Annotated in this window: 27 protein-coding genes and 2 pseudogenes; 2 read left to right on the forward strand and 27 right to left on the reverse strand. The window is 70.7% G+C overall.

Features of this window, described 5'->3' with window-relative positions:
• Positions 1 to 171: 171 nt before the first annotated feature.
• On the reverse strand, positions 172 to 1,008 hold the full coding sequence (gene tsf, locus ACF1A1_RS22550) for a translation elongation factor Ts (RefSeq protein ID WP_392002170.1): 837 nt from the start codon (positions 1,006 to 1,008) through the stop codon (positions 172 to 174).
• 158 nt (positions 1,009 to 1,166) lie between these two features.
• The gene (rpsB, locus tag ACF1A1_RS22555; protein ID WP_392002172.1) at positions 1,167 to 2,081 is read right to left on the reverse strand and encodes a 30S ribosomal protein S2; all 915 of its coding nucleotides are present in this window, start codon (positions 2,079 to 2,081) and stop codon (positions 1,167 to 1,169) included.
• A 279-nt stretch (positions 2,082 to 2,360) separates the two neighbouring features.
• Between rpsB and ACF1A1_RS22560 the strand changes: the two genes are divergently transcribed.
• Positions 2,361 to 2,936: a M23 family metallopeptidase gene (locus ACF1A1_RS22560; protein WP_392002174.1), complete on the forward strand. Its 576-nt coding sequence runs from the start codon at positions 2,361 to 2,363 to the stop codon at positions 2,934 to 2,936.
• Between the two features lie 137 nt (positions 2,937 to 3,073).
• Here the strand turns inward: ACF1A1_RS22560 and ACF1A1_RS22565 are convergent, their stop codons facing one another.
• From ACF1A1_RS22565 to proS, 24 genes and pseudogenes are all read right to left on the reverse strand, one after another.
• Complete coding sequence (locus ACF1A1_RS22565) at positions 3,074 to 3,628, reverse strand: TetR/AcrR family transcriptional regulator (protein ID WP_392002416.1); 555 nt, start codon at positions 3,626 to 3,628, stop codon at positions 3,074 to 3,076.
• A gap of 94 nt (positions 3,629 to 3,722) precedes the next feature.
• Complete coding sequence (gene whiG, locus ACF1A1_RS22570; protein ID WP_392002176.1) at positions 3,723 to 4,565, reverse strand: RNA polymerase sigma factor WhiG; 843 nt, start codon at positions 4,563 to 4,565, stop codon at positions 3,723 to 3,725.
• A gap of 371 nt (positions 4,566 to 4,936) precedes the next feature.
• The gene (gene dprA / locus ACF1A1_RS22575) at positions 4,937 to 6,097 is read right to left on the reverse strand and encodes a DNA-processing protein DprA (RefSeq protein ID WP_392002178.1); all 1,161 of its coding nucleotides are present in this window, start codon (positions 6,095 to 6,097) and stop codon (positions 4,937 to 4,939) included.
• A pseudogene (locus tag ACF1A1_RS22580) lies at positions 6,094 to 6,732 on the reverse strand (ATP-binding protein); the annotation flags it as partial. The gene dprA and the pseudogene ACF1A1_RS22580, both read right to left, overlap by 4 nt.
• A gap of 88 nt (positions 6,733 to 6,820) precedes the next feature.
• Positions 6,821 to 7,231, reverse strand: a complete 411-nt coding sequence (locus tag ACF1A1_RS22585) for a hypothetical protein (protein ID WP_392002180.1) — start codon at positions 7,229 to 7,231, stop codon at positions 6,821 to 6,823.
• A gap of 13 nt (positions 7,232 to 7,244) precedes the next feature.
• A complete protein-coding gene (locus ACF1A1_RS22590; protein ID WP_392002182.1) occupies positions 7,245 to 7,841 on the reverse strand; it encodes a DUF6262 family protein in 597 nt (198 codons plus the stop codon).
• A complete protein-coding gene (locus tag ACF1A1_RS22595) occupies positions 7,838 to 8,020 on the reverse strand; it encodes a hypothetical protein (RefSeq protein ID WP_392002184.1) in 183 nt (60 codons plus the stop codon). The genes ACF1A1_RS22590 and ACF1A1_RS22595 overlap by 4 nt, the downstream gene beginning before the upstream one ends.
• Entirely contained in the window at positions 8,017 to 10,659 is a 2,643-nt protein-coding gene (locus ACF1A1_RS22600; RefSeq protein ID WP_392002185.1) for a tyrosine-type recombinase/integrase, read from the reverse strand. Before ACF1A1_RS22600 ends, ACF1A1_RS22595 begins: the two co-directional genes overlap by 4 nt.
• The gene (locus tag ACF1A1_RS22605; RefSeq protein ID WP_392002187.1) at positions 10,656 to 11,849 is read right to left on the reverse strand and encodes a tyrosine-type recombinase/integrase; all 1,194 of its coding nucleotides are present in this window, start codon (positions 11,847 to 11,849) and stop codon (positions 10,656 to 10,658) included. Before ACF1A1_RS22605 ends, ACF1A1_RS22600 begins: the two co-directional genes overlap by 4 nt.
• Before the next feature lie 125 nt (positions 11,850 to 11,974).
• A pseudogene (locus ACF1A1_RS22610) lies at positions 11,975 to 12,961 on the reverse strand (YifB family Mg chelatase-like AAA ATPase); the annotation flags it as partial.
• Between the two features lies 1 nt (position 12,962).
• Entirely contained in the window at positions 12,963 to 13,325 is a 363-nt protein-coding gene (locus ACF1A1_RS22615; protein ID WP_392002188.1) for a YraN family protein, read from the reverse strand.
• A gap of 107 nt (positions 13,326 to 13,432) precedes the next feature.
• On the reverse strand, positions 13,433 to 13,741 hold the full coding sequence (locus tag ACF1A1_RS22620) for a DUF2469 domain-containing protein (protein ID WP_003965949.1): 309 nt from the start codon (positions 13,739 to 13,741) through the stop codon (positions 13,433 to 13,435).
• Between the two features lie 56 nt (positions 13,742 to 13,797).
• On the reverse strand, positions 13,798 to 14,322 hold the full coding sequence (locus ACF1A1_RS22625) for an NUDIX hydrolase (protein ID WP_392002189.1): 525 nt from the start codon (positions 14,320 to 14,322) through the stop codon (positions 13,798 to 13,800).
• The gene (lepB, locus tag ACF1A1_RS22630; protein WP_392002190.1) at positions 14,312 to 15,085 is read right to left on the reverse strand and encodes a signal peptidase I; all 774 of its coding nucleotides are present in this window, start codon (positions 15,083 to 15,085) and stop codon (positions 14,312 to 14,314) included. Before lepB (ACF1A1_RS22630) ends, ACF1A1_RS22625 begins: the two co-directional genes overlap by 11 nt.
• 112 nt (positions 15,086 to 15,197) lie before the next feature.
• Positions 15,198 to 16,178 carry a signal peptidase I gene (gene lepB / locus ACF1A1_RS22635; protein WP_392002192.1) on the reverse strand — a complete coding sequence of 327 codons (981 nt, stop codon included), beginning with the start codon at positions 16,176 to 16,178 and terminating at the stop codon, positions 15,198 to 15,200.
• Positions 16,066 to 17,160, reverse strand: coding sequence for a signal peptidase I (gene lepB / locus ACF1A1_RS22640; RefSeq protein ID WP_392002193.1), 1,095 nt, complete (start codon positions 17,158 to 17,160; stop codon positions 16,066 to 16,068). Before lepB (ACF1A1_RS22640) ends, lepB (ACF1A1_RS22635) begins: the two co-directional genes overlap by 113 nt.
• Positions 17,153 to 17,908, reverse strand: a complete 756-nt coding sequence (gene lepB, locus ACF1A1_RS22645) for a signal peptidase I (protein WP_392002195.1) — start codon at positions 17,906 to 17,908, stop codon at positions 17,153 to 17,155. Before lepB (ACF1A1_RS22645) ends, lepB (ACF1A1_RS22640) begins: the two co-directional genes overlap by 8 nt.
• A gap of 45 nt (positions 17,909 to 17,953) precedes the next feature.
• Complete coding sequence (rplS, locus tag ACF1A1_RS22650; protein ID WP_020128707.1) at positions 17,954 to 18,304, reverse strand: 50S ribosomal protein L19; 351 nt, start codon at positions 18,302 to 18,304, stop codon at positions 17,954 to 17,956.
• A gap of 133 nt (positions 18,305 to 18,437) precedes the next feature.
• Positions 18,438 to 19,271, reverse strand: a complete 834-nt coding sequence (gene trmD / locus ACF1A1_RS22655) for a tRNA (guanosine(37)-N1)-methyltransferase TrmD (RefSeq protein ID WP_392002196.1) — start codon at positions 19,269 to 19,271, stop codon at positions 18,438 to 18,440.
• A complete protein-coding gene (gene rimM, locus ACF1A1_RS22660; protein ID WP_392002197.1) occupies positions 19,271 to 19,840 on the reverse strand; it encodes a ribosome maturation factor RimM in 570 nt (189 codons plus the stop codon). The genes trmD and rimM overlap by 1 nt, the downstream gene beginning before the upstream one ends.
• A gap of 158 nt (positions 19,841 to 19,998) precedes the next feature.
• The gene (locus ACF1A1_RS22665; RefSeq protein ID WP_005479813.1) at positions 19,999 to 20,238 is read right to left on the reverse strand and encodes an RNA-binding protein; all 240 of its coding nucleotides are present in this window, start codon (positions 20,236 to 20,238) and stop codon (positions 19,999 to 20,001) included.
• Between the two features lie 5 nt (positions 20,239 to 20,243).
• Positions 20,244 to 20,663 carry a 30S ribosomal protein S16 gene (rpsP, locus tag ACF1A1_RS22670; RefSeq protein ID WP_392002199.1) on the reverse strand — a complete coding sequence of 140 codons (420 nt, stop codon included), beginning with the start codon at positions 20,661 to 20,663 and terminating at the stop codon, positions 20,244 to 20,246.
• A 479-nt stretch (positions 20,664 to 21,142) separates the two neighbouring features.
• Positions 21,143 to 21,739, reverse strand: a complete 597-nt coding sequence (locus ACF1A1_RS22675) for a hypothetical protein (RefSeq protein ID WP_392002200.1) — start codon at positions 21,737 to 21,739, stop codon at positions 21,143 to 21,145.
• 259 nt (positions 21,740 to 21,998) lie between these two features.
• Positions 21,999 to 23,414, reverse strand: a complete 1,416-nt coding sequence (gene proS / locus ACF1A1_RS22680) for a proline--tRNA ligase (RefSeq protein WP_392002202.1) — start codon at positions 23,412 to 23,414, stop codon at positions 21,999 to 22,001.
• Between the two features lie 198 nt (positions 23,415 to 23,612).
• Between proS and ACF1A1_RS22685 the strand changes: the two genes are divergently transcribed.
• Complete coding sequence (locus ACF1A1_RS22685) at positions 23,613 to 24,473, forward strand: SAM-dependent methyltransferase (protein WP_392002204.1); 861 nt, start codon at positions 23,613 to 23,615, stop codon at positions 24,471 to 24,473.
• A 205-nt stretch (positions 24,474 to 24,678) separates the two neighbouring features.
• Here the strand turns inward: ACF1A1_RS22685 and ftsH are convergent, their stop codons facing one another.
• Complete coding sequence (gene ftsH / locus ACF1A1_RS22690; protein WP_392002206.1) at positions 24,679 to 26,613, reverse strand: ATP-dependent zinc metalloprotease FtsH; 1,935 nt, start codon at positions 26,611 to 26,613, stop codon at positions 24,679 to 24,681.
• Between the last annotated feature and the right edge of the window lie 80 nt (positions 26,614 to 26,693).

The following is a 26,693-nucleotide window of genomic DNA, read 5'->3' on the forward strand; positions in this document are numbered from 1 at the left end:
CACGTGGTGCACATACGAAGAAGGCCATTGCCGGTGGGGTGTCGTTCGCATCCCATGCGCGGCAATGGCCTCCTCGTCAGATCTGCTGTCGTCCGTCACACGTCCAGTGTCGACGTACCCGGACGACTGCTGCCGACCCTATCCGGGCCGGGCGTCCGTCGCGGTACGGACTCAGATGCCGACCTTGATGCGCGCGAAGCGCTTCAGGGTGACACCGGCCTCGTCCAGGACCTTCTGGACGGACTTCTTGTTGTCGAGCGCGTACGGCTGGCCGAGCAGCGTGGCGTCCTTGAAGAAGCCGTTGAGGCGACCCTCGACGATCTTGGCGATCGCGGCCTCGGGCTTGCCCTCGGCGCGGGTGGTCTCCTCGGCGATGCGGCGCTCGGACTCGACGACCTCGGCCGGCACGTCCTCCTTGGAGAGGTACTTCGGCGCGAAGGCGGCGATGTGCTGGGCGACGCCCTTGGCGACCTCGGCGTTCGGCTTGTCCAGCTCGACGAGGACACCGATCTGCGGGGGCAGGTCGGGCATCGTGCGGTGCATGTACGCGATGACGAAGCCGTCGGTGAACTGCGCGAAGCGGTCCAGGACGATCTTCTCGCCGAGGTTGGCGTTGGCCTCGTCCACGAACGCCTGGACGGTCTTGCCGGGCTCGATCTCGGAGCCGAGCAGGGCCTCGATGTCGGCCGGGGAGGTCTTGGCGACGTGCTCGGCGATCGCGGTGGCGACGGCCTGGAACTTCTCGCCCTTGGCGACGAAGTCCGTCTCGCACTTCAGCTCGACCAGGACACCGGAGGAGTTGTCGTCGGCGATGATCGAGACCACGGCGCCGTTCTCGGCGGAGCGGCCCTCGCGCTTGGCGACGCCCTTCTGGCCCTTGATGCGGAGCGCCTCGACGGCCTTCTCGACGTTGCCCTCGGCCTCGTCCAGCGCCTTCTTGCAGTCCATCATGCCGGCGCCGGTGAGCTCGCGGAGCTTCTTGACGTCGGCGGCGGTGTAGTTCGCCATGAGTCTGTGAGTCTTTCTCGAAGTCTGGAAGATCGGAGGTCTGCGGGCCAGTGATCCACATGGAGGGGTGGATCTCCGACTCTGCCGCTGACCTACGGGTGAACGGCGGGAGCGGTTTTCATGTCACCGCTCCCGCCGTCAACCACGCACGCTGACGGTCAGGCCTGCTCGCCCTCGGCGGCCGGCGCCTCGGCGGCGGGCGCCTCAGCAGCGGCCTCGGCGGGCGCCTCGGCGGCGGCCTCGGCGGCGGGGGCCTCGGCAGCGGCGGGGGCCTCGGCAGCCGGGGCCTCCTCAGCCTTCTTCTCGCCCTCGAGCAGGTCGCGCTCCCACTCGGCCAGCGGCTCGCCCGCGGCCTTCTCGCCCTTGCCCTCGGTGGCGACACCGGAGCGGGCGATGAGGCCCTCGGCGACGGCGTCGGCGATCACGCGGGTGAGCAGGGTGACGGAGCGGATCGCGTCGTCGTTGCCCGGGATCTTGTAGTCGACCTCGTCGGGGTCGCAGTTGGTGTCGAGGATGGCGACGACCGGGATGTTGAGCTTCCGGGCCTCACCGACCGCGATGTGCTCCTTCTTGGTGTCCACGATCCAGACGGCGCTGGGAACCTTGGACATCTCGCGGATACCGCCGAGGGTCTTCTCGAGCTTGGCCTTCTCACGCGAGAGGACCAGGAGCTCCTTCTTGGTCAGACCGGACGCGGCGACGTCCTCGAAGTCGATCTGCTCGAGCTCCTTGAGGCGCTGCAGACGCTTGTAGACGGTGGAGAAGTTGGTGAGCATGCCGCCCAGCCAGCGCTGGTTGACGTAGGGCATGCCGACGCGGGTGGCCTGCTCGGCGATGGCCTCCTGCGCCTGCTTCTTCGTGCCGACGAACATGACCGTGCCGCCGTGGGCGACGGTCTCCTTGACGAACTCGTAGGCGCGGTCGATGTACGACAGCGACTGGAGCAGGTCGATGATGTAGATGCCGTTGCGCTCGGTGAAGATGAAGCGCTTCATCTTCGGGTTCCAGCGACGGGTCTGGTGACCGAAGTGGACGCCGCTCTCCAGCAGCTCCCGCATCGTGACGACGGCCATGGCCGTTCTCCTTGGGTTTCTCGGTTGTGCCGCGGAAGCCGGACGGCTCCCGCGCCTGACGCCCGCGTGCGCCGAGCCACGAAGGACCGAGGGGCGCAGATACCGGGAGACCGACCGTTGTCGGCCCCGATACCGGGGCGTGCGAAGTCGACCCGGTGACCCGGATCGCCAGAAGAAGTGTACGGGACCCACGGGGTACCGGGTGACGCCGCTGTCCACAACGGGCGGTCGGTCCACAGGTCCCGGCGGGGGTCGGCGGGTTCGCGGGACGGTTCTCGCATGTGTCCGAAGCGATGTGCGGCCCTGCTGCTGGGCCTTTTGATCACCATGATGGCCTCGGTGGCCGGGGCGGCTCCGACACCGCCGTCCCCGGCCACCGGCCCTGCCTCCTCCCCACGGTCGCCGGTCCCCGCGATCGGCCGCTCCTGGCCGGTGGGCACCCGCCCTGCGGTGGTACGCGGCTGGGAGCCCCCGCCGACGGCGTACGCCCGCGGCCACCGGGGCGTGGACCTGGCGGCCCCGGCCGGCGCCCCGGTCCGCGCGGTGGCGGCGGGCCGGGTGTCGTTCGCGGGGCGGGTGGCGGGCAGGGGTGTCGTGTCCGTGGAACTGGCGGGCACGGACCTCCGGACGACCTACGAGCCGGTGCGGGCGGCGGTCAGGAAGGGCGACGAGGTGACCGCGGGCCAGCTGGTCGGCGAGGTGGAACCCACGGGTCCGCACTGCCCGGTCAGCTGCGTGCACTGGGGGCTGCTGAGAGGCCGCGCGTACCTGGACCCGCTGGCCCTGCTCCCGCCATGGCTCCTGCGAAGGGGCCCGTCGAGACTGCTGCCGGTCCTGGGGGTACCGCTGCCGTGAAGGGCCTGGCTGGCCATCGCGAGGGGAAGCCGTGGGCCCGGCAGCCCGATGGGGGCGGCGGGTCTGGCGGGTGTGGGTGCGGGTGCGGGCGGACAGTGCGTGAGTCGAGGTGTCCTCTGGACCGTGGGCCGGCAGCCCTACCCCCGGACCCCCCGCAGCACCATCCCGACCGCCGCCTCGGTCACCGCCGACGGCTCCTCCGCGCCCAGCTCGATCCTGCGCACGGCCGCGTCCACAACCCCCTGCACCAGCATCGCCGCGAGCCGGGGCTCCGCATGCCCCATCGCGCCCAGTGCCTCGACGATCATCGCCACGAGCCCCCCGTGCGCGGCCCGGATCTTCTCCCGCGCCCCCGCGTCCAGCTCACTCGCCGAGATCGCCACGACGGCCCGGTGCCGCCGGTCCCCCACCAGCGCCAGCTGCCGTCGCGCATACGCCTCGACCTTGGCCTCCGGCCCTTCCGCCGCGGCCATCGCCGCCTCGACCTCCGCCGCCCACACGGGGAAGTCGACCTCGCACAGTTCCTCGACCACGGCCGCCCGCGACCGGAAGTACTCGTACACGGACGAGCGCGCGAGCCCCGTCCGCTCGGCGAGGGCGGGGAAGGTCAGCGCCTCCGTCCCACCCTCGGACAGCAACGAGCGAGCCGCGTCCAGCAGGGCGGCTCGCTGCATCGACCGGTGCTCGGCCACGGAGGCCGCTCGAATCCTTGGCACGCCGACCACTTTACGGACGCCGTGCCCCGGACGGGAGTGACTCCACCCGCACGGCCGACATCCGACGAGGTCACCGACCGAAGCTCGCCAGCTTGGCGCGCAACTGCAACACGGATTTCGTGTGGATCTGGCTGACCCGGCTCTCGGTCACACCCAGCACGTTCCCGATCTCCGCCAGCGTCAGCCCTTCGTAGTAGTACAGGGTCACCACCGTCTTCTCCCGGTCGGGCAGCGTGTTGATCGCCCGTGCCAGGAACCGCCGCAGCTCCCGGTCCTCGGCCACCTCCACGGGGTTGTCCGCGGCGGTGTCCTCCAGCGTGTCCATGACGCTGAGCCCATCCCCGCCATCGCCCCCGACGTGCAGCAGCTCCTCCAGCGCCACCACGTTGGCCAGCGACAGCTGGCTGAACACCGCGTGCAGCTCGTCGACCGCGATGCCCATCTCGGCGGCGACCTCGCATTCCGTCGGGGTCCGCCGCAGCCGCGCCTCCAGCGTCGCGTACGCCCGCTCCACGTTCCGCGCCTTCTGCCGCACGGACCGCGGGATCCAGTCCAGCGCCCGCAGCTCGTCGATCATCGCGCCCCGGATCCGGGTGATCGCGTAGGTCTCGAACTTGATCTCCCGGTCGATGTCGAACTTCTCGATCGCGTCGATCAGCCCGAAGACCCCGGACGACACGAAGTCGGCCTGTTCCACGTTGGGGGGCAGCCCGACGCTCACCCGGCCCGCCACGTACTTCACCAGCGGCGAGTAGTGCAGGATCAGCTGCTCCCGCAGCCGCTCGTCCCCCGTCGCCTTGTACGACCGCCACAGCTCGTCGAGCGTCGAGGGAGCGGGCGGCCGCACGCTGCCACCGTCGCGGGCGGCTGGGGGGATTGCCGCCCGGTCGGACCCGGAGGTGTGCTGGGGCATTCGTCGCCTTGTGCCGTTCTGCCGTGAAGTACGTGAGGTCGAGGGTGTCTGGGTGGGGTGTCGTGCTGCTGCCGTGTAGTGCCGTCTGGTGCTGTGAAGTGCCGTGAAGTGCTGTGTACTGCCGTCTCGTGTCTGTGGTGCCGGTGTAGTAGCGGTGGTGCAGGAGCTTCCGGTCTGTGCCGGAATCCTCGTGAGCGTAGCGTGACTGGAGCGTCGCGGTGCGCGAACGGCGTGGTCCGGCGCGGGCGCGGATGCGGTCCGCCGAACGGCGCGCCGGGGCGGGCCGCTCGCCGGGGCGGCCGGTGGGAGGCGTCAACTACGGGTGATTTCCAAAGGGTTCGGCGTTCCCCCGGACGGCCGAACCCCGTCGGTCAACACGGGCGTCGACCCACTCGAACGGAGACCATCGCCTGGCGTGTCAACTTCCAGCCGTCGCCGTGTCGTTCGACGTAGCCGAGTGCTCTGAGTTCGTACAGTCTCGCGATGGCGTCGTCCTGGGTGGTCCCGGCCTCGCGGGCGATCTCGTCCACCGCCGCCGGCCGGCGGCCGGGAAGGGCGGCCAGGACCCGTCGGGCGCCCGGTTCCAGCAGGTCGCGCGGCAGCACCGGCCCGCGCCGCTCCGGAGCGAGCTCCCCCATGTCACCGACCAGTTCCACGACCTCCGCAGCGTCGGTGACCAGCACGCCCTCCCCGCGCAGAAGCTCGTGCACACCCGCCGACAGGCCGCTGGTGGCGGGCCCGGGCACCCCCATCGTGTGCCGGCCCAGCCGCTGCGCCGCCCGCGCGGTGACCAGCGATCCGCTGCGGTGGGCGGCCTCGACGACCACCGTGCCCCGGGTGAGCGCGGCGATCACCCGGTTGCGCAGGACGAATCTGCTCTGCGTCGGATGGTCGCCCGGCGGCAGCTCCCCCACGACCAGCCCCTGCTCCGCGATCCTGTTGATCAGTTCCGTGTGGCCGCGCGGGTAGGGCCGGTCGACCCCGCAGGCGAGGACGGCGACGGTGGCACCGCCCGCGCCGAGAGCGCCCCGGTGAGCGGCGCCGTCGACGCCGTAGGCGCCGCCGGAGACCACCACCCAGCCGCGCTCGGCGAGGCCGGCGGCGAGGGTGACCGCCATGTGCGCGCCGTACTCGGTGCAGGCGCGGGCGCCGACGACCGCCACCGAGCGCAGCGCCCACATCCGCAGACTGGGCCGGCCCCGCACCCACAGGCCCAGGGGGCGGGCGTCGCCGAGGTCGTCCAGCGGACCGGGCCACTCGGCGTCACCCGGGCACACGAACCGCACTCCCGCCTCCCGCGCGACGGCCAGGTCCCGCTCCGGTGCGGCCTGCGCGGCCCGTGCCCGCAGCCCGGCCCACCGCCGCGGGGTCACCCCGGGCAGGGGCTCCCCGCCGTCCCGCAGCCGCCGCGCCACCTCCACGGCCCCGTGCCGTCGCACCCACTGCCCGCCGACCTCGTCGCCGGGCTCGATGACCCGGGCGAGGAAGACCCGGGCGAGCCGTTCCCCGTCCGGCTCGCCGGTGCCGGTCATGCCAGGGCCCCGAGTGCCATCGGCACCCCGCGCGGTACGCCCGTGCGCAGTTGCAGCGCCAGGGCGACGTCCAACGCGTCGGGCCGGTCGTGGCCGAGGAGGTCGGCGACGGTCCAGGCGACGCGCAGGACCCGGTCCAGCCCGCGGACGGTGAGGACGCCTCGCTCCAGGTTCCGTTCGGCCTCGTCCATGGCGCCGATCGCGGGATGCCAGCGGTTGCGCAGCTCCCGCCCCGGTACCTCGCTGTTGGTCCGCCAGGGGGTGCCGGTCAGCCGGGCCGCCGCGCGTTCCCGGGCGGCGCGGACGCGGTCGGCGACGGTCGCCGTGGACTCGCCTCCGGGCCCGCGGTGGGCCAGCTCGGCCCGGCTGACCGGGTCCACCTCGACACGCAGGTCGACCCGGTCGAGCAGCGGTCCGGAGAGCCGGGCCTGGTAGCGGCGGATCGCCGAGGGCGGGCACTCACACAGGCTGTCGCGCTGGGAGAAGCGGCCGCACGGGCAGGGGTTGGCCGCGAGCACCATCAGGAACCGCGCCGGGAACCGCACCACGCCCGCGCTGCGCGCGATCACGACGTGTCCGGCCTCCAGGGGCTGTCGTAGGGCATCCAGGACATGGCTGCTGAATTCGGGGGTCTCCACCTCTTTAGGGAGTGCTCAATCGTCAGTATCGGCTATGACCTGCGGCAATACGTCGCGTGTATGTCCGCGACGTATTGCCGTGCCGTCAGAACGGTGTGAGCGCCAGCGGGTTGTTGTGGGCAAGTTCAGGGCCGGTGAAGACGGTGGGGCCGATGTCGCGGGTGCGGGTCTCCTGCCACCGGTCGCTCTGCCGCTCGGCCCAGGGGACGGGCTTGCGGCTGATCACGAAGGAGTCGGGGCCGGAGTCCTGCTGGATGACGATCAGCGTGGGTTCCCCGGTGGTCTCCTCGGCGTGCGCGTCGATGAAAGGCAGGTGCCGCATGTCGCCGGTCCAGCGGACGGCTGGTGCCGCGTCGACCAGGGCGAGGACAGCTTCCAGGAGCCAGGCGGCCTTATCGGGCGAGATGTTGCCGGTCAGCCAGTAGGTGAGGGGGACGAAGCCGTCGGCGTCGTCGGCTTGAAGATCGATAGCGTTGTCGAGGCGATAGACGAACACGGCGGGGACTCCTTCATGGCCGGGCGCCGGCCGGAACGGCCTGCTGGAGTTCGAGGAGTTGGACCTCGAGGTCGGCGATGCGTTTGTCGGCGAAGCGGAGGTTGGTGCGGGCGCCTTCGAGCCGTTCTTGGAGCTTGCGGTGCTCCTGTGTCACCTGTTGGATGCGGCGCTTGAGGGTGGTGTTCTCGGTGGTGAGCTGCTGGAGGGACTCGCCGGGGACCATCTGATCGACGTCGCGGAGTTGGCCCATGAGCTCGCCGATCCGCTGTCGCTGGACCAGGACCTCGTTCTGGGTCCGGGTGAGTTCGGCCTCGGCGTTCAGGGCCCGCTCGCGCCAGGACGCCTCGATCTGTTCGTGCTTTTCGCCGGTGCGCCGGTCGTGTCGGCTCCTGCTGTCGGTGACGGCCTGCTGGACGAGAGCCCGGGCTTCCGAGTTCTCATAGAGGAACGTGGCGGACACGTCCGCCCGCTCGGCGATCGCCCGCACTGCGAGCCGTCCGCGCTCCCGGCGGAGCTGGCCGATCGCCTTCTCGACGCGGGTGAGTTTGTCCTGGGTCTGTTGACGACGGGCGGCGATGGCCGCCGCGGTCTGCCCGGGTCCGGGGGTCACGGTGTCACCTCGCCCTCGTCGTCCGGCCGGGCCTCGTCGACGACCGGGATGACGGCGTTATCGACGTACTCGGTCGCCGCGGTGCTGTCCGTGTGGATGTAGAGCAAGGTCGGCCCGACGCGGGTGTGTCCCAGCTGCTGGGCGGCGAAGGTCTGCATGTGGCAGTCGGCAGTGGTCACGACAGGTCCTCGTTCTCGTCGGAGTCGTACTCGTCGTCGAAGTCGATGTCGCCGTGGTCCTCGTGCTGGGCGAGTTCGTTGGCCCGGAAGGCGGTGGCCCAGACGCGGCCGAAGTAGTCCTGGGGCCGTCGCAGGTCGAGGGCGAGCGCGTCGTCAAGGAGGCCGACGGCGGCCAGGGCCTTCTCGAGGCCGTCGATCGCGCGGGCGGTGGGCTCGAAGATCTGGTGGAGGTAGTCGGCGACCTTGGGGTCGCCGGAGCCTTCGGCGACCATCCGCCACTGCTCCCGCTTGCGGTGCCAGTAGAGGAGGTCGGCGCCGGACATCACGAACTTCTCGCAGTTGTGGCAGTCCATCTGCCAGGGACAGGCACCGCCGTCGACCACGGCCTGGAAGGTGCAGAAGCCGCCTTCGGCCGGGGTGGACCTGCGGGTGAGGTCGATCATGATCGCCTCGGCCTGCTCGCGGGTCATCGGCTCGCCGCCGGACAGGACGATGCCGGGTTCCGGGGCGCCGGGGCCGGCGACCCAGATCGCGTTGAGTGCGTCCTCGAGCCGCTGGTCGGTGTTGGCGATGGTGACGTAGTGCTCGGCCATCGCCTCGGAGACCTGCCCGAGGTAGCGCTTGACGTGGGTAAGGTTCGCGCCGTTCTTGATCAGGTTCGTGGCCAGGGAATGGCGAGCCTGGTGGGCGACGCAGTGGCCGATGTCGAGCTCGTTGATCCACTCGCGGAACTGCGAGTTGAACCAGCCGTAGCTCATGCCCTTGATGTGCTTGCGGTTCATGGCCCGGCTGGGAAACAGCGCAATCTTCAGGCGCTCTTCAGCGGTGGGCGGTCGGCCTTCTCGCTCGACGAACCGTTCGATGGTCTTGGCCTGGCGTCGCTCGATCCGCTCATAGAGGCGCTCGGAGATCCGGATGGCCTGGTCGTAGTTGCCGACCTTGGTCGCGTCATACCAGAACATCGCCAGACCACCGAGGCGGCCGATGCACTCCAGCCGCAGCTCCAGCACCTCACGGCAGCGCCGACCCGTGGTGACCAGGGCCTCCCACATGTCCCGCAGTCCCCCGTCTCCGGGGTCCTTGCCCTCCAGCGCCTGCAGGTTCGCTTCGGCCGCGAGGGCCTTGGCGACGTCATCGGGAAACGGCCGGCGGCGGTTCTTGGTCCTGGCGACTCCGGGAATGGCGAGGATGAACGCCCGGTCCAGCCCGAGCCGTTCGGAGTCGCCTGTCTCCAGAGCCTTGCGCAGGGTCCGGCGGACGCCGTTGAAGAACCCGACGACCATGCCCTTGGTGACCGGGTCGTGCTCCTTGCCGCCGCGGCGTCGGGACGCGGCCAGTGGCTGCTGCCCGTGCTCGGCCCGGTGCCGCTGATCGGCGACGAAGTCGATCATGTGACGGCCTTCGAGGAGCCGGGGATCGTGGCCTCCCTCTGGCGCCTGGACTTCCAGAAACGCGCTGAGTTCCGCGCATCCGCGTCGCGTCAGGTCGAAGGGCTGGGTGGTGCGGGGCGGGTTGACCAGCAGGCGGTTGGCCATCTGGTCCCAGAGCAGATCTCTCAGCCAGCGCTGCGAGATGCAGGTCAGGTCGATCTGCCCGCCGTGGTTGCCGAGCTTGACGCCGAAGTGCTCGGTCTCGATGTAGCCGGCGTCCTTGGTGTCCTCGCGGGTGAAGTAGACGATCCGCAGCATGCGGAGCATCGCCTTGCCGACCAGCCGTGGCAGGTGCCGCATGCCGTCGAAGTCCAGGTCCGCAAGTGAGTTGACCTTCTGCTTGCGGCAGTCGTCCGCCAGGTACTGGATCCAGGGCAGCGGCCAGTGTCCGGCCTCGACCTTCACCTGGGTGTGCTGGAACATGCACCACTGGATCTCTGCCTTCACCAGTGGCCGCAGCCTCAGCAACGACACCTTGCCGTTCGCCCGGTTGATCGGGTCCGTTTCAAGGCACCATTTCCGGAACGCCAACTCGTCGTCGTAGAGCACCGGGACCGGCTTGCCACGGTTCGCCAGCCACCGGCCCCACTGGTGCGGCAGCCGGCCTCCGCCCGGGCAGCCCTCCCTGCGGTACTGACGGACGTGCCGCATGCACATCCCGATCGGGTTCTCCGCCCGTTCCGGGCATGCCTGCACCTTGCAGTCGCCGAAGGGCGGGAACGGCTTCTCCGCCGCGAGCCACTCGTCGTAGTCCGGCTGTCCTTCGCCGTGCTTCTTGAGCCAGAACGTCTTCCGTGCCTGCCACCGGTCCGCGTGCAGGAAGCACAACGGTGACGAGCCCGAGGCCGGGATCCCGGGACAGATCGTGCAGTCCTCGGGCTGATACCAGGACACCGGTTTCAACGGCTCGGCCGTGCGCATGAAGTCGGCGAGATTGCCGCCGGCCTCCCGCGCCGTGCGCCACCCGACCTCATGGACGGCGCAGAGCGACCGCGTCGGCTCGCTTGCGCGCTCGCACTGCGGGACCGTGCAGATCCACCCGTAAGAGTCATGGTCCCCCGGGACGCGGATGATGTCCTGACAAAACAGCCCGGCGTCGAACCCGGGCGCCGCCATCAGCGTGTGCAGCAGCTCCAGCCGGTCGCCGGTGGTCCGGCTCGGCTGGTCCGGGGTAACGAGGGGCAGCAGGTGGCGGGCAGGCTCGTTCACTCCGGCTCACCCCAGACCGACTTCAGCGCGGAGACGAACTCCGGGGAGTGCATGTCGGGGTGCCCGTAGACCTCTTCGACGGTCTGCACCGACGCCCAGTTGCCGGCCTCCTTGGCCACCCAGCTGTCGTTGTCCGTGACATCGAGGATCTTCGAGGTGGTCGTGTGCCGGAACGCGTGCGGCTTGATGCGGCCGGGAAGCTCGGCCCGCCTGCCGGCCCGCCGCAGCATCCCGCGGGCCGCGTCCGCGGTCCACGGCTCACCGATCTGCTGCCCGGCGAGCTGGATCAGGAGCATCCCGTGCCCCGTGGCGTACTTCGCGTACTCCGTCGTCATGTACTTGAAGTAGGAGCTGACCATGGCCGGGCTCGCCCGGTAGATCTCGCCGCCGGTGATCACGCCGTCGACCAGGTGCCAGTCCTCCTTCTTCTTCGCCCTGGCCCGGTTGGGGTTGGCCTGCCGGTGGCAGACGTGGACGTGCGGGCTCTTGCACTCGCCGCAGTCGGCGTTCTCCCGCAGGTGGAGGTCAACCAGGTGCAGGCCGGTCAGGCCACCGATCCGCAGGGTCGTGTCGGACAGCCAGGTCACGACCATCTCGTCCCGGGCGGTGTTCACCGCCCCCATCAGCTCCGGCCTGGCGCCGTCCGGCAGCATCTTCGGATGACGCCGACGGCTGCCCTGCCGTGGGGCCAGTGGATTGGTCGGCACCGAGGTGATCGCATGCCCCAGGAAGGCCCTCTTGCGGTCCGCCTGGGTGGGCAGCCTGCCGACGTCCAGCGCCTCGCGGAGCTCGTCGTTGATGCCCCGCCTCACGCACTGGTGCAGGTAGAAGCGCTTGAGGACGGCCGCCGAGACCGACAGAGCCGACGTGCTGTACGGACGCTTCGGCGGCACCCGCCACGGCCGCCCATACGGCATCGGCACTTGCGCACCCACCGCCCCCTGGTAGCGGTGGAGATCCTGCAGCGTGATCGTCTCCGTGGTCAGCCCTTCGCGCAGGCGCCACCGAAGGTGGTCGACGAGGTAGTAGGCGTAGGGCTCCTGGGAGCCCGATCCCTCGTAGAGGCGCAGGTAGCTCTCCGCTTCTTCGTCGACCGAGCAGTCCGGCCAGAGGATCGAGAACGCCCAGCTGCCGTCGGCCCGTCTGATCTTCTGGACCCGTAGGTCGTCCAGCACCAACGTGCTTCGCAACAGGATTTCCTTCCGTTTCGTCGCCTATGGGGCGAACGGAAGCAAACTGTTAGCTAAATACCTACGTGACGCGGCCGAACTGCGTCTCTACGAGCGACACGGACTCGCCGTTGGCAGTCGCTAAAGTCCAGGAAGAGAACCCCACGATGAGCCATCGACACGGCCCCCGGACGGGCGATGTTCGGGCCGCCCCCGACGAGCGCCTGCATCGTGGCGGAGTGGTGCGGGGCGCAGTACGGGGGAACGTCGATCAGGGGCTTGCCCGGGGGCAGGAGCCCGGCCACCGAGTGGACCGCCGTGACCTCGAGGGACTCCTCCCGGCTCAGCCGGGGCAGCACGGCGGGGAGCCGCTCGGCGAGCATGGTCTTGCCCGCTCCGGGTGGTCCTTCCAGGAACAGGTGATGTCCGCCCGCCGCGGCCACCTCCACGGCCGTCCGCGCCGAGCGCTGGCCCACGACGTCCGCGAGGTCGTGCCCCTGGTCCTGCTGGGCGGCGCCGACGCCGTGCATGCCTGCGGCCGCGCCCGTCCCGGGCATCCGCAGGCCGGCCAGGAGGGGATCCGGGCGGCCCAGCTCGTCCGGTTCCTCCTCGGGCACGGGCTCGTCCGCGAGGACGGCGATCAGCTGCCGCAGACTGCGCACCCCGAGCACGGAGACGCCCGGGACCAGCGAGGCCTCGGCGGCGGCGCACTCCGGCACCACCACCTGCTCGTAGCCGGCGTCCGCCGCGGCGAGCACCGCGGGCAGGATGCCCCGGACCGGCCGCACCCGCCCGTCGAGGCCCAGCTCTCCGATCATCACGATGTCGGCGAGCACCCGTGGGTCGATCCGCTCGGCCGCGCCCAGCACCGCGCAGGCGACGGCCAGGTCGAAACCGCTGCCCGCCTTCGGCACCGACGCGGGACTGAGTCCGACCGTGAGCTTCTTCTGCGGCCACTCGCCGCCCGAGTTCACCACGGCAGCCCGCACCCGGTCGCGGCTCTCGCTCAGGCTCTTGTCCGGCAGCCCGACCAGCGTGAAGGCCGCGACCCCGGGCTCCAGGTCCGCCTGGACCTCGACCACGACCCCCTCGACACCCACCAGCGCCACGGAGCACGTCCGTGCGAACCCCATCTCAGGCCACCCCCCGCACGTGCTCGACGACGGGCGCGCCGCGCCGCGGCAGGACGACGCCGACCAGGTCGATGCGTACGCCGCCCGGTGGGGCCCCTCCCTGGGCCTGGATCCAGCACTCGGCGAGGCCCCGCAGCCGCGCCGCCTTCTCGGGCGTGACCGCGGCCATGGGATGTTCGAAGTCGCCGCCCCTGCGGGTCTTCACCTCGCAGACGACCAGGGTGTCGCCGTGCCGGGCGACGATGTCGATCTCTCCGGTCCTGCCACAGCGCCAGTTGCGCTCCAGGACCGTCATTCCGGCCTCCACCAGCCGCCGAGCGGCCAGCGTCTCGCCGTACCTGCCGAGTGCGCTGCGTGCGTTCATGTCGGCACCACCTCCGGCGCCAACCGTCACGCATCCGGCCCCACCCAGTGGATCTTGGTGGAGAACTCAGCCGCTGTGGACAACTCCGTCACCCACGGGAGTGAGCATCACCCGCCCGGAAGCTCCAGATCGCTCTTGTTCAGCTCCTCGATGTTCACGTCCTTGAACGTGAGCACCCGCACCTGCTTCACGAACCGGGCCGGCCGGTACATGTCCCACACCCAGGCGTCCGCCATCGACACTTCGAAGAACACCTCACCCTGGACCGAGTGCACCTGCATCTCGTAGTCGTTGGTCAGGTAGAAGCGCCGCTCGGTCTCGATCACGTATTTGAACAGACCGACGACATCGCGGTACTCCCGGTAGAGCTTCAGCTCCATCTCGGTCTCGTACTTCTCGAGGTCCTCGGCGCTCATGGCATGTTCCCCTTCAGCCGTGCGATCCCCCCATTGTGCGCCAGTCCCGTGAGCCGCTAGACGATTTCCGTGTCAAGGGTTACGGGGCCGGCCGGGGGACCTTCGTCGAGCAGCCTGCTCAGCAGCTCGGCGAGTCTGGTCGGATACACCGTCTCATGTGCCCGGGTGAGTTCCTGACACGTCCACCAGCGCGCTCCCGCGACGCTGCGCCGCTCCAGCTCGGTCAGGGCGGTGGCCCCGGTCGCCGTCACGGTCGTACGGGCCAGGTAGTACCACTCGTCCTGGTCCCAGCGGCGGCCCGCGAACGGGAAGGAGCATCTGCGCCGCCACACCACCGGGCCGAGCTCGACGTCGGTGATGCCCGTCTCCTCGGCGAGTTCCCTCAGCGCGGCCTCTTCACGGGTCTCGTCGCCCTCCAGGCCGCCGCCGGGCGTGAACCACCAGTCGTCGGCCGGATCGTCGGGCTCGTGGCCGTGCAGCAGCAGGATGCGGTCCTCGGGGTCGAGGAGGACCACCCGGGCAACCTTGCGCAGGCCGCCTTCGTACGAGTCGACGCTCGTGTCCGTCGTCTCAGCGGGCACCGACGGGCTCCGGGCGGGGACGGCGGGAGACCCGCTTGGCGATCGGGCCGTACGCGCCGCCGCCGAGGACGAGGACCGTGCCGGCCAGGATCATCCAGCCGATCGTGGGCAGCGGGCCCGGCTGGGAGAGGGTGCCGAGCGGCTCGAACCCGGTGGGCCGCTCGAGCATGCCGTCCATGGGCCAGACGACGGCGTCGACGCGGGCCTGGACGGCGCTGCGCGCGACCGTGCCGCCGGCCGCGTCCGTGAGGTGGGCGGTGGAGTCCAGGGAGCCCTGGCGCTCGTCGCCGAGCAGGAACAGCCGTCCCTCGGGAACCTTCACGGTGGGGAAGTTCTTGATCTCGGCGAGGCTGCCCTCGGGCAGATACGGTTCCTCGATCTGCTGGTCGTTGACGGTCAGCTTGCCGTCCGTGCAGCAGGAGACCGTGTCGCCGCCGACCGCGACGACCCGCTTGACCACGGGCGCGTTGCTCGCCCAGGTCTTGTCGGTGAAGACCACGACGTCCCCGCGGCGCACCTCGTCGCCGTCCACCACCTCGGCCAGCACCCGGTCACCGGCCTGGATCGTCGGCGCCATGGAGCTGGTGGGCACGGTGTAGGGCCGGTAGGTCAGCGCCGCCCAGCCGAATCCGCCGAGGAACAGCACAAGGCCCAGCGCGACGGCCACACCGGACAGACGCTGTCCGGTCCGGCTGCCCACCGGGCCACTGCTGGTGCCGCCGCGGCTCTGCGGGGCCGTACGTGTCGAGCTCTCGCCACCCATGGATCCGCACCCTACCCGGCGGTACCGAGCCGGGTCAGCCCTTCCCCGGGGGGCGGTCACACCTTGGGAAAGGGTTTGCCGAGCGGATCCCCGAGTCGGCGGGTGCGAGGGGTCAGCGGGTCTCGGACACCTGCGCGCGCCGACGGCGCCACAGGACCACCGGGACGACGCCGGCGAGGGCGAGGCCCTCCGGGGCGACCGTCAGGGCGGCGGAGGCCGCCGACCGGGCGTTCAGACCCTCCTGGTCGAAGGTGTCCGGCACCGGCAGCGTGCCCCAGCGGTTGATGGGCCAGGCCTTGACGATGGCGCGGCCGACGACCTTGTCGACGGGGACCATGCCGTGGTTCTTGTCGGACTGGTTGTAGCGGGAGTCGCGCGAGTTCTGGCGGTGGTCGCCCATGACCCAGATGTAGCCCTTGGGCACCTTCACCGTGAACTGGCCGCCCTGGTCGTCCATGCTGCACGGGGTGTTGCCCGGGTACACGTACGGCTCGTTCAGCGCCTTGCCGTTGACCGTCAGGGGGCCGGTCTTCTTGCAGGAGACGGTGTCGCCGCCGACGCCGACCACCCGCTTGATCAGGTCCTTCTCCTCCGCGGACGGCATCAGGCCGATCCAGCTGAGGAAGGTCTGCACGGCGTTCGGGTCGATGGTGGGCTCGCCCGCCAGCCAGTTGTCCGGGTCGTGGAAGACGACGACCTCACCGCGCTCGGGCTCGGAGCCGAACCACGGGGTCAGCTTGTCGACCAGGACGCGGTCGCCCTCCTGCAGGGTGTTCTGCATCGAGTCGGAGGGGATCGAGAACGCCTGCACCAGGAACGTCTTGATGAGCAGCGCGAGCACGAGCGCGATGCCGATCAGGATCGGCAGTTCCTTCCAGAAGGAGCGCTGCTTCCTCGCCCCGGGGGCCCCGTCGTCCGGTCCCGGCCCGGTCGTGGGCGGCTGCCCGTCGCCGGGCCCGTCGCCTCCGGCCGCCGGGACGTCATTCCCGGAGGTCACGGCGTCGTCCACGGCCGGGTCGGCCGCCTCCACGGGACGTCCGCGGTGCTCCTCGCCGTCGTGCCCGGACCGTGCGCCAACCGCCACATCCCCCACGCCAACTCCTTACTCTGTGCCGCTGCCTGCCCCACATACGACGCAGGCCCACCACTCCCATAACGAGCGGGAGTTCCGCAGGGCTCGGGAGTCGGATCGTTCCGTTCGGATCGTCGGGAGCAACCCTATGCGACGTCTCGGGAGACGCGGTCGTCCCGACGACCGCGTCGGTCACGGAAGAAAAGGTTTGCGGTTCCTTGAGGGTGTTCCAGTGGCCCAGGGGCCAGGCGATGACCATGGCCCGTCCCACCACCTCGTCCTCGGAGACGGTGCCCCCGTAGTCGGTGTCCTGGTGGGCGCGGGAGTCCGCGGAGTTGTCCCGGTGGTCGCCCATCACCCACAGCCGTCCCTGGGGGACGGTGATGTCGAACGGTGTGCTGGAGGGGGCGTTGCCGGGATAGAGGTAGGCCCCCTCGTTCAGGGGAACGCCGTTGACGGTGACTCGGCCCTGCGTGTCACAGCACTGGACGCGGTCCCCGCCGACCCCGACGACCCGCTTGATCAGGTCCTTCTCATTGTCGGACGGCAGCAGGCCGATGAAGGTGAGGGCTTCCTTGACCTGCTTGACGACGATGGGGTCGTCCTTCTTCACGGTGGTCTGCTCGTCCTGGAGCCAGCCGCCGGGGTCCTTGAAGACGACGACGTCCCCGCGCTCGGGCCTGGAGCCGAACCAGGGCGTGAACTTGTCCACCAGGACGCGGTCGCCGATCTGGATCGTCTGCTCCATGGAGCCGGACGGGATCACGAAGGCCTGCACGAGGAAGGTCTTCAGGACCAGGGCTATGAGGACGGCGACACCGACGAGAAGCGGGATCTCCCGGACGGCGCCGCGCCTGCGCTTGCGCTTGACCTTGCGCTGCAGCTTGCGCCGCTCCGCGCGGGTGCGGCCGCCGGAGGGGGCGGCGGCGCGCCGGGAGCCGGTGGGCAGGAGGTTGTCCGCGGCGCTGCTGGGGACGCCGCGGGGCTTGCCGCGGTTACCCATGGGCGCCCGCCGTCTTCTCCGGGGCACGCTCCGCATCCGACGGGGTGCTCGCCGAGGGCACGCGCGCGTAGGCGCTCGGACGGTGCAGGCGGGTGAGGTGGGCGGAGGGCCAGACGATCCAGTCGGCGCGACCGATCACGGCGTCGACGGGGATCATGCCGCCGCCCGGTGAGCCCAGGTGGTCGCGCGAGTCGCTGGAGGCGCTGCGGTGGTCGCCGAGGACGAACAGGGTGCCCTCGGGCACCTCCACGTCGAAGGGCACCGTGGACGGGCTGTCGCCCGGATACAGGACCGTCGACTCGTCGACCGGCCGGCCGTTCACCTGGATCCTCCCCTCCTTGTCGCAGCAGACCACGTGGTCTCCACCCACACCCACAACGCGCTTGATGTAGTCGGCGTGCCCGAAATACCCGGTGCCGTCGAACACAACCACGTCGCCACGGCGCGGCTCGGCGCCGAAACGGTATGCCAACTTATTTACGAGGACGCGGTCACCGATCCTCAATCCGTTCTCCATGGATCCGCTGGGAATCTGGAAGGGTTTGGCCACGAAAACGTTGAGGAGCAGCAGAAACAGCAGGCAGATCAGCAGGGTGAGGCTGGTCCGGCCGCCCGGGAGCCAGTGCGTGATCCGTGCCACCAACGCGAAACGCGACCGTTCCTCCCGCCGCTCCGCCTCCGAGGTGTCCTCGGGAACGGAAGGGTGGGAGGAGCGGTCGCGCTCCGTCGGCTGTGCTTCGGTGTCCATCGAGGCCAGATGCTATCCGGCCCCGTCGCGAACCCCGGAGAGCGCTCAGTTGTCGCGCTTCTCCTTGATCTTCGCGGCCTTGCCGCGCAGCTCGCGCAGGTAGTACAGCTTGGCGCGACGCACGTCACCGCGGGTCACGAGCTCGATCTTCTCGACGATCGGGGTGTGCACCGGGAAGGTGCGCTCGACGCCGACGGAGAACGAGACCTTGCGGACCGTGAAGGTCTCGCGGACACCGGCGCCCTGGCGACGGATCACCACGCCCTTGAACTGCTGCACACGGGAGCGGTTGCCCTCGATGACGCGCACGTGGACGTTGACGGTGTCACCCGGGCGGAAGGCCGGGACGTCGCTGCGCAGCGACGCGGCGTCGACGGAGTCGAGCAGGTGAGACATTTCGTCTGCTTTCTTCGCTGATGCCACAGGTCATCAACGGAACTAGGTGATCTGGATGAGAGTCGTGCGCGTCGGGGCGGGCGTCGTGTCCCCCTGTGGCAGGGGCGCACGCCGGACGGCGCACAACAGCGACCTATTCTTCCACGCCCTCGGTCCTGCGCCAAAATCGGCCGAACGGCTCCCCCTCGGGGTCCGGTGCCCAGCCCAGGATGGAGAGCATCTCGCGGTCCTTCTTGTCGAAGGCCTTGGGGTCGCAGCGCTCGATCAGGTCGGGCCGGTTGGCCGTCGTACGCCTGAGGGCCTCGTCGCGGCGCCAGCGGGCGATCTTCCCGTGGTGGCCGCTGAGCAGCACCTCGGGGATCTCCCGGCCGCGCCAGGCGGGCGGCTTGGTGTAGACGGGGCCTTCCAGCAGGCCGGCCATGGCGCCGGGGGCGAAGGAGTCGTCGCGGTGGGACTCGGCGTTGCCGAGCACGCCGGGCAGCAGCCGCGCCACGGCCTCCGTGATGACCAGGACGGCCGCCTCGCCGCCGGCGAGGACGTAGTCGCCGATGGAGACCTCGTACACGGGGATCCGGGTGGCGTACTCGTCGACGACGCGCCGGTCGATGCCCTCGTAGCGGGCCGGCGTGAAGATGAGCCAGGGGCGCTCGGAGAGCTCGACGGCGAGTTCCTGGGTGAAGGGGCGGCCGCTGGGGGTCGGGACGACGAGCGCGGGGGTGTGCGCGCCGGTCTCGTAGCCGTCGGCGAGGACGGAGTCCAGGGCGTCGCCCCAGGGCTCGGTCTTCATGACCATGCCGGGGCCGCCGCCGTACGGGGTGTCGTCGACGGTGTGGTGCCGGTCGTACGTCCACTGGCGCAGGTCGTGCACATGGACGTTCAGCTGTCCACGCGCGCGTGCCTTGCCGACCAGGGAGACGTTCAGCGGGTCGAGGTACTCGGGGAAGATCGTGACGACGTCGAGGCGCATCACGACTCCTCCCCGGCCGCTTTCCGCGCGGAGGCGCTGTCCCCGTCGGCGACTTCGCCGCGGTCGTCGATCAGTCCGGGCGGCGGGTCGATGACCGCGCGCTGCTCCTCCAGGTCGATCTCGGTGACGATCTCCTCGACGAACGGGATCAGCACCTCGGTGCCGTCGGCCCGCTCGACGATGAAGAGGTCCTGCGAGGGCAGGTGCGAGATCTCGGTGATCCGGCCGACCTCCTCACCGTCCTTGGTCACGACGTCGAGGTCGATCAGCTGGTGGTCGTAGTACTCGTCCTCGCCCTCGGGGAGTTCCTCGGGGTCCACCTCGGCGATGAGGAGGGTGTTGCGCAGGGCCTCGGCCGCGGTGCGGTCGGTGACGCCCTCGAAGCGCAGGAGGAGACGGCCGCTGTGCACCCGGCCGGTCTCGATCGTGAGCGGACCCGCCGAGGCGGGGTCCGTGGACAGTACGGCGCCGGGGGCGAGCCGCAGTTCCGGCTCGTCGGTGCGGACCTCGACGGTGACCTCGCCCTTGATGCCGTGGGCGCGGCCGATCCGTGCGACTACGAGCTGCACTTTTCGAAGATCTCCTGTCGTACGTGTCGTACCTGTCGGACGTCGCGTACCTGTCGTGGGTGGCGTGCCTGTCGTACCGGTCGTGACGACTCGCGCAACGACTACGGGCCGGGGAGAGCCCAGTGGCCCTCCCCGGCCCGAGCCGGTTGCGATAAGCGTCAGCGGACGTGGTCGACGTCGACCAGGTCGACGCGGACACCGCGGCCGCCGATGGCGCCCACGACGGTGCGCAGAGCGCGTGCGGTGCGGCCGTTGCGACCGATCACCTTGCCGAGGTCGTCCGGGTGGACCCGGACTTCGAGCACACGCCCGCGACGCAGGTCGCGCGAGGCGACCTGCACATCGTCAGGGTTGTCGACGATGCCCTTCACGAGGTGCTCAAGCGCCTCTTCGAGCATGCTGCTCAGGCCTCGGTCGACTCGGACTCAGCCGCGGCCTCGTCCTTCTTCTCAGCCTTCTTCTTCTGGGTGATCGCCTCACCCTTGCCCTCGTCGTCGCCACCGAGTGCCTCGAACGAGGGGCGCGCCTTCTTCGGCTCGGCGACGAGCAGCGGAGCCGGGGCGGGCTCGCCCTTGAACTTCTGCCAGTCGCCGGTCTTCTTCAGGATGGCGAGCACGGGCTCGGTCGGCTGGGCGCCGACACCGAGCCAGTACGCCACACGCTCCGCGTCGACCTCCATGACCGACGGGTTGTACGTCGGGTGGTACTTGCCGATCTCCTCGATCGCACGGCCGTCACGACGGGTGCGGGAGTCGGCGACGACGATGCGGTAGTGAGGCGAACGGATCTTGCCCAGACGCTTCAGCTTGATCTTGACTGCCACGGGAGTGGGTTCTCCTGGATTTGACGTGGTTGGGCACGGCGAGAATGCCGCGTGGGGTTGCGGTACCCGAGTGCCCGATGGACGCGTCAGCCGGAGGAGAGAGGGGTCCTGTGCGGCTGTCGAGTACAGCTAGCCATTCTGCCACACCCCGCGGGCCGCTCATGGCCGAGGGTGCGCGCGGGCATGCCCGGCCGGCCCCACGGGGCAGCAGGGAGCACCCCTGGGCCGGCCGCCCTGACGGCACACGGCGCCGAGGTGCCCGCTGCCACGGCGGGACCCGCACGTGGGCGTGACGCAGGTGGGCGTGACGCGCCCGGCCTGAGCACCGCGCCCGCCCGCAGCGGCACGCGCGCGGTGCTCAGGCCGGGCGAGCAGGCCCGGCAGGCGTCCCGCGCCCGTCACGCGGGGCGGCCCGGCAGGCCGTGCCCGGCTACTGAACCGGCAGCCACGAGATGCCGGTGTGCAGTCGGCGGGTGCCGTTACGCCGCGCCCATGACGTCCGGGATCCGGAACGGCTTGCCGCAGCCCCCGCACACGATCGGGGCCTGGGCCAGGACCGACGGCACCACCCGGACGTTGCGCCCGCAGTCGCAGACCGCCTTGACGCGGACGCCGCCGCCGGAGGAGCCGTGGCGGGCGGCCGGGCCGCGGAAGGCGCGGGTGGTGTCGGAGGAGGTGGCGGCCGTGTGGGCCTTGAGGGCCCGCTGGAGGCGCTCGATCGTCGGACGGTAGCGGCGCTTGGCCTCGGGGTTGAGCGTGACCAGCGAGAAACCGCTGCTGGGGTGCGGTTCCTCGGGGTGGTCCAGGCCCAGTTCCTCGGCGATCGCGAGGAATCTGCGGTTGTGGTAGCGGCCGGCGCGGGAGGTGTCGCGGACGCCGCGGGAGGCGGCGATCCCGTGGACTGCCTCATGGAGCAGTCGCTCGAAGGAGAGCTCGTGACCGCAGGCGGACGACGACTCCCCGATCAGGGACTCTGGCGCGGCAAGGTCCGGCAGCTCGGGGTGGTACCGCTGAATGTCGGCCCACGCCTGTGCCAGCTCTGCGGCGAGAACAGGTGGTGTCTGTGTCGTGCTCACGTAATGACAACGAGCGGGGGTGCCCCTGTGTTCCTATTCCGGGGCATCTCAAATAATTTGCACGTACCCGTCAGTTGCCCCTGATGCGTCCTGACGAGGGCGGGTGCGCTGATCTGCGGAGAAGCCTCACAGCTCATCCCAAGCTGGTGCGTAGTTCGCCGTACGGTCCGGCGCGTAGACGATGTCCGCGCGCCGGGGTACGGATGTTCGCAGGGGCGCAAGAGGCGTTTCGGTCGCTCTCTCGGCGGAGGGCGCCGCCTCAGTAAGCGCGCGCGACGATCGCGACGTTACCGGGAGCGTCGCCGTCCTCCGGCACCGACCCGTCCGCGGCGACCAGACACCGTACGGTCACCGCGTGGTCGGCCAGCTTGGCCTCGCCCTCCTCGCCCAGGGTCGCCCAGGGGATGCGCGCCCAGCCGCCGGCGGCGGCCACCTGCACGGCCTCCTCGACCGTGGCCACGTCCGTCGTACGGGACTCGCGGCGCTCGCGGGACTGCCTCAGCAGCAGCGCCTGGTCCTCGTCGAGGATCGTGGGGAGCAGGCCGGCCAGCGCGTCCAGGGACACCGGCTCCTTGCCGCCCGGGATCCGCCGCACCAGCATCGCCGTGCCGTTCTCCAGGTCCCGGGGCCCGACCTCGACCCGTACGGGCACGCCCTTGAGCTCCCAGTCGACGGCCCGGCGCCCGAAGGGGGTGTCCGTGCGGTCGTCGACATGGACACGGACACCGGCCGCCCTGAGCCTGTCGCCGATCTCGTGGACCTTGGCCAGAACCGCTTCGTCACCCTTGATGGCGAGGACGACGGCCTGGATCCGCGCCAGGCGCGGCGGGACGCGCAGCCCGTCGTCGTCGCCGTGCATCATCACCAGGGCGCCGATCATGCGGGTGGTCGATCCCCAGGAGGTCTGCCAGACCAGTTCCTGGGTGCCGTCCTTCGACAGGTAGGAGGTGTTGAAGGCCTTGGCGAAGTTCTGCCCCAGCTCGTGGCTGGTGGCCATCTGCAGGGCCTTGCCGTCGCCCATCATGCCCTCGAGCGTGAGGGTGTTGATGGCGCCCGCGAACCGCTCCTTGACGGTCTTGCGGCCGGGGACGACGTCCATCGCGAGCACGTTCGCCATGAAGTCCTCGTAGACCTCGCGGTGGATGTGCGCGGCGAAGTCGCGGGCCTCCTCGTACGTGGCGTGCGCGGTGTGGCCCTCCTGCCACAGGAACTCGGTCGTGCGCAGGAAGAGGCGGGGCCGCAGCTCCCAACGGACCACGTTGGCCCACTGGTTGATCAACAGGGGCAGGTCGCGGTAGCTCTGCACCCACTTCGAGAAGTAGTCGTTGATGATCATCTCGGAGGTGGGCCGGACGACCGCCGGCTCCTCCAGCTCCTTGCCGCCGCCGTGCGTGACGACCGCCAGCTCGGGGGCGAAGCCCTCGACGTGATCCGCCTCGCGCGTGAGGTACGACTGCGGGATCAGCAGGGGGAAGTACGCGTTCTGGGTGCCGGTCTCCTTGATGCGGGCGTCCATCTCCGCCTGCATCCGCTCCCACAGTCCGTACCCGTACGGTCGGATCACCATGGTGCCGCGCACCGGACCGTTGTCGGCCAGCTCGGCCTTGGTGATCAGATCCTGGTACCAGCGCGGGAAGTCGTCCGCCCGCGGCGTGAGAACGGGTGCCTTTGCCATGGCGCGATGGTACGGCCCGAAGTTGCCGGGACGTGAAATCTCGCCACACGCGCGGATCGTCCCCAAGCAGGGCCCCTCAACCCCTGGACGCAGGGTCGAGTGGGGAGTTACCTGGCATACGGGGGGAGTGCGGGCGCACTGACGGGGGCCACCTGAACGGGTACAGCGGCAACTCTCGGCGGATTGGGGCGCTTTTACATGACACCTACGCTCGTGCGGCAGCACCTGCCTCATGCCGGGCCGGCGGCGGTCCACGCGGATCCGGGTGCACGCGCGCGTGACTGGTCCGAGATCCAGGAGCGGATGCTGGTCCCGCTCTATGAGGCCGTCTACGAGCGACTGGAAGTGGGCCCGGGCACACGGCTGTTGGGCCTCGGCTGCGGCTCGGGGCTGGCTCTGCTGATGGCGGCCTCCAGAGGCGCCGCCCTGACCGGTGTCGAGGCCTCCTGCCCCGAGCGGCTGGCCCTCGCACGCCAGCGGCTGCTGCCGGAGGGCTCGGGAGCACGCACGCGTGCGGACACCCGGCTCGTCGAGGGCTCGCCCGGGGACGCGGCCGACGTGCGGACACCCGCGTACAACCTGGTGACCGCCTTCGAGCCCATCGGCTGCCTCGCGGGGGACTCCGAAGGCCTCGGCGAGTTACTGGCGGCCGCCACGCCGCTGGCCGAGCGGGGTGCCCCCGTGGTGCTCGTCGGCTGGGGTCCGCCGGAGCGCTGCGCCACGTCGTCCGTGCTGCGGGTCGCCACCAAGCTGGCCGATCCCCTGCGCTGCACGGGCAGTTGGCGCCCCGCCCTGCGCGACGACCTGGAGGAGGTCGCCCAGCGGGCCGGGCTGAAGCCGGACGGATCCGGGCGGGTGGCCTGCCCGTTCGGGTACGCGGGCGTCGACAGCGCCCTCAAGGGCCTGCTGTCCACCGGCCTGTTCGACGCGGCGATCTCCGCGACGGACCAGGCGCAGGTGGACAAGGAGGTGACCGAGGCGCTGCACCCGTACCGGCGCGAGGACGGCACGGTCTGGATGCCGAACGTGTTCCGGTACCTGATCGCACGCACGGTCTGAGTGCGCTGTTCGGGAGTAGGGTCCAGGACCTGTCGTTCGGCTCACGCCGCGGACGCGGGGCACGCACGCGCACCTGCGGCGTCGTCGTCGGTCGCCGCTCCGCGTCGACGCCCTCCCCCGCCGTGCGGCTGCACGCACCGGGCACCGCTCACCGGCGCCGACGGGACGCCGTCGATTCCCTGCGACCTCATCCGAACCACAGACCCTAGACGTCGTCCTTGGTCAGCCGCGCGATCCCCGCGATGCGGTACGCGTCCGCCTCCTCCAGCGTCTCGTTCTCCAGCAGCGCCTCGGCGAGGGCGTCCAACCGGGCGCGGTGGTCGCGGAGTTTGCGGGACGCCTCCTCGTAGCACTCGTCGACGATGCGGCGCATCTCGCTGTCGATGACGTCGAGGGTCTGCGGGGCGGCCGCGAGTCCGTAGGCCTGCGCGGCGTCGCTGGGGAGGGCGGAGAGGCGGCCGATGCGCTCGCTCATGCCCCAGCGGGCGACCATGCCGCGCGCGATGGCGGTGACCTGTTCGAGGTCGCTCTCCGCGCCCGTGGTGACGACCCCGTAGACCACCTGCTCCGCCGCCATGCCGCCGAGGGCGCCGATGATGCGGCCGCGCAGGTACCCCTCCGAGTGCGCGTACCGCTCCACCTCGGGGCTGGACATGGTCACGCCCAGCGCCCGGCCGCGCGGCACGATGGTGATCTTGCGGACGGGGTCGGCGCCGGGCTGGAGCATGCCGAGGAGGGCGTGCCCGCTCTCGTGGTACGCGGTGCGGCGGCGGTCCTCCTCCGGCATCACGAGGGTGCGGGCGGCGCCCAGTTGCACCTTCTCCAGCGCCTCGGAGAGGTCGGAGCGGGTCACCCGGTCCTGCTGGCGCCGGACGGCGAGCAGGGCGGCCTCGTTGGCGAGATTGGCCAGATCCGCACCTGTCATGCCCGGCGTCACCCGGGCCATCTGGGCCAGGTCCACGTCCGGGGCGAGCGGTATCTCCCGGGTGTGGATCCGCAGGATGGCCTCGCGTCCGCCCCGGTCCGGCGGGGAGACGTTGACCACCCGGTCGAAGCGGCCGGGCCGGGTCAGCGCCGGGTCCAGGATGTCGGCACGGTTCGTGGCCGCTATGACGATCACGCCTTCCGTCCCGGAGAAGCCGTCCATCTCGGTGAGGATCTGGTTCAGCGTCTGCTCGCGCTCGTCGTGTCCGCTCACCGAGGCGCCGCCGCCGCGGACGCGTCCGATGGTGTCGATCTCGTCGATGAAGATGATCGACGGCGCCACCTTGCGCGCCTCGGCGAACAGTTCCCGGACGCGGGACGCGCCGACGCCCACGATCATCTCGATGAACTCGGACGCGGAGGCGGAGAAGAAGGGCACGCCCGCCTCGCCGGCCACCGCGCGAGCCAGCAGCGTCTTGCCGGTGCCGGGCGAACCGGCGAGCAGCACACCGCGGGGCATCTTCGCGCCCATCCTGCGGTAGACGTCGGGGTGCCCGAGGAAGTCGACGACGTCGTCCAGCTCGCCCTTGACCTCGTCGATGCCGGCCACGTCGGCGAAGGTCGTGCGCCGGCCGCCCGGCCGGAGCTCGACCGGTCTGGGCGGCGCCTTGCGGCCGAGCACACCGCCCGCGCCACCCAGGCCCGCCCCGGCCCGGCGGACGACGAAGATCCACACGGCGACCAGGAGCACGATCGGGACCAGGGAGATCAGCAGGTTGGACAGGAGGCCGCGCTCCTGGACGACCGGCTCGGCGGTCACCGTGACGTTCCGGCCGCTGAGGTCCTGCCAGAGGTCGTCGTCCGCGAAGGCGGGGCGCTGCGTCGTGAACCTGGTGTACTCGCCACCGCCGTCCGGGTCGTCCCGGGCCTCCTTGAGCTGCCCCTGGATGGCGTCGCCCTTGGAGTAGATCTTGGCGACGTTGCCGTCGTCGACCTGTCGGCTGAACTCGGTGTACGAGATCGTCGGCTCGTCGCCCCCGCCGAAGTAGTTCAGCCCCGCGTAGGCGAGCAGGAATACGATCACCGCGGTGACGACGAGGCCCCACCACTGGCCGCGTGTCCTTCGGCCACCGGACCGCCGCGGCGCCTCGTCCGGGGTGCCTTCGGTGCGCCACGGCTGCTCGGGGGCCTTGCGTGGTGGCGCGGCATTGCTCATATCTGGACGTTACGGCACACGCCGGACCCCGGCACGCGCTGAGGGCGCCCTCCCGGCGGGAAGGCGCCCTCTGCCGTACC

This window comes from Streptomyces sp. NPDC014995 (assembly GCF_043080745.1).
Classification (GTDB): Bacteria; Actinomycetota; Actinomycetes; order Streptomycetales; family Streptomycetaceae; genus Streptomyces.